Raw genomic sequence first — 2,624 nt, forward strand, 5'->3', positions numbered from 1 at the left:
GATCGCTTCAATCAAAACAACTGCTCGATGTGTGCATTTTAGCCTGTTTCATGACGATATCAGTCAATGAAAACCCTTATATGATCGAATCGATCATTTTTTTGTTCGCGGAGCAATCGGGAATGCGCGGAAGGCTCAGTTTCGCCGACGTGTGCCGCGGTCGCGGAAATCGAGTGGGAGCAATAGCGGAACAATCCGAAATTCGCATGAAGCAATAGCCAAACTGGATCGACGGTGAAGGCGCCGGCCGCAGGCAGTTCACGGAGAGGCGCGAAACCCGGCTTAGCCGCTTCCCCATCCTCAGACCATCCACCAGAAAGTGACCCTTCTAACACAACAGGATTGCATTTTCACATTCAATGTGATTTTATTATCACCTGTCGCGACCCGCCGCCGACCACGTGCGCGCGGCGCCCCCATACCAAGGAAGAGACGCAGATGGAGACAATCGCCGTCATCGGCAGCAACATGGTCGATCTCGTGACCTATGTCGCGCGCATGCCCGTCCGGGGCGAAACGCTGGAGGCCCCGAACTTCGAGCTCGGCTGCGGCGGCAAGGGCGCGAACCAGGCCGTCGCGGCCGCGCGCCTCGGCGCGCGCGTCGTGATGGTCACGAAGGTGGGCGACGACGTGTTCGCCGACAACACGATCCGCAACTTCGAACGCGAAGGCATCGACACCACGCACGTGCGCAAGGTCGCCGGCGTGCCGAGCGGCGTCGCGCCGATCTTCGTCGAGCCCGATTCGAGCAACAGCATCCTGATCGTCAAGGGCGCGAACCGCCACCTGCAGCCGGCCGACATCGACGCGGCCACGCCGATGCTCGCCGAATGCGCGCTGATCGTGCTGCAGCTCGAGATCGAGCTCGACACCGTCTATCACGCGATCGAATTCGGCGCGCGGCACGGCATTCCGGTGCTGCTGAATCCCGCGCCGGCGGTCGCCGACCTCGATTTCGAACGCATCCGTTCCGTCGAGTTCTTCGTGCCGAACGAAACCGAGCTCGCGATCGTGTCGGGTATGCCGGTCGATTCGCGCGAGAGCGCCGCCCGCGCCGCCGAAGCGCTGGTCGCACGCGGGCTCAAGCACGTGCTCGTCACGCTCGGCAGCAACGGTTCGCTACTGGTGTCGCGCGACGGCGTGCATCACGTGCCGGGCGTCCCGGTCGACGCGCGCGACACGACGGGCGCCGGCGACGCGTATATCGGCTGCTTCGCGCGCTGCTATGCGGCGTCGCGCGACGCGGTCGATGCGATGCGCTACGCGTCCGCGTACGCCGCGCATTCGGTCACGGGCCTCGGCACGCAGAAGTCGTACGCCGACGCCGCGACGTTCGAACGCTTCCTCCGCGACGCCGGCTTCTGACCGGCGCCTTCATCGACGAGACATTGGGAAGGAGACACCCATGAGCAGAACCCGGATCGAACACGCCCCCGACGGCTATTACCTGAATCGCACGCCCCTCTTCGCGTTCACGCTGCTGTGCTGCCTGTTCGCGCTGTGGGGCACCGCGGCGAACCTGAACGACGTACTGATCGCGCAGTTCAAGAAATCGTTCTTCCTGTCCGATTTCGAATCGGCGTTCGTGCAGTCCGCGTTCTATCTCGGCTATTTCTTCCTCGCGATTCCGGCCGCGACCGTCGTGAAGAAGTTCAGCTACAAGACGACGATCCTCGTCGGCCTGCTGCTCTACACGACCGGCTGCCTGCTGTTCTTCCCGGCCGCGTCGATGGCGAAGTACGGGATGTTCCTCGTCGCGCTGTTCGTGATCGCCGCGGGCCTGTCGTTCCTCGAAACGGCGTCGAACTCGTATTCGACGCTGATGGGCCCGCGCGACACCAGCACGCGGCGGCTGAACATCTCGCAGACGTTCTATCCGTTCGGCGCGATGGCCGGCGTCTACATGGGCAGCTTCCTGATCTTCAAGGAAGGCGACGCGTCGCATGCACAGCTCGCGGCGATGTCGGCCGCCGACGCGCACACGCACCAGCTCGCGATGATCCAGGCCACGCTCGAGCCGTACAAGTGGCTGATCGTCGTGCTCGTCGCGGTGTTCATCGTGTTCGCGCTTACGCCCTATCCGGCGTGCAAGGGCAATGCGGCGAGTACGGTCACGCACCGGATCGACGCACGCGGCACGCTCGCGCGCCTGTTCGGCAACCGGCGCTTCGTCGCGGGCGTGGTCGCGCAATTCCTGTATGTCGGCGCGCAGGTCGGCGTGTGGAGCTTCACGATCCGGCTCGCGATGCAGATCGGCGGCCTCACCGAGCGCGGCGCGTCGCGCTACCTGCTCGCGACCTTCTTCGCGTTCTTCGTCGGCAAGCTGATCGCGACGCTCGTGATGAAGCGCGTCGGCCCGGCCAAGGTGCTGATCGTCTACGGCATCCTGTGCATCGCGCTGCTCGCGTACACGATCAGCGTGCACAACATCACCGCCGTGTATGCGGCCGTGTGCGTGAGCATCTTCCTCGGCCCGTGCTGGCCGACGATCTACGGGCTGACGATCGACGGTCTCGGCAAGGACACCGAATACGGCGGCTCGATCCTCGTGATGAGCATCGTCGGCGGCGCGGTCGTGCCGCTGATCCAGGGGCTGATCTCCGATCACACCGGCGGCAACATGC

The 2,624-nt window shown here is 64.1% G+C and carries 3 protein-coding genes; all 3 read left to right on the forward strand.

The window, feature by feature from the left end:
* On the forward strand, positions 1–218 hold a 218-nt coding region (locus JMF90_RS40390), incomplete at its 5' end, for a hypothetical protein (protein WP_236598081.1).
* A gap of 220 nt (positions 219–438) precedes the next feature.
* Positions 439–1,365, forward strand: a complete 927-nt coding sequence (gene rbsK / locus JMF90_RS32760) for a ribokinase (RefSeq protein WP_201317396.1) — start codon at positions 439–441, stop codon at positions 1,363–1,365.
* A 40-nt stretch (positions 1,366–1,405) separates the two neighbouring features.
* Positions 1,406–2,624 (forward strand): L-fucose:H+ symporter permease (gene fucP, locus JMF90_RS32765; protein WP_201325987.1); only part of this gene is annotated, 1,219 nt, incomplete at its 3' end.

This window comes from Burkholderia sp. E168m23 (assembly GCF_016586125.1).
Lineage (GTDB): Bacteria > Pseudomonadota > Gammaproteobacteria > Burkholderiales > Burkholderiaceae > Burkholderia > Burkholderia orbicola.

Bases quoted from the DNA above. Each gene is read 5' to 3' on its own strand.
- rbsK (WP_201317396.1), top strand. From the start codon at position 439: ATGGAGACAATCGCCGTCATCGGCAGCAACATGGTCGATCTCGTGACC.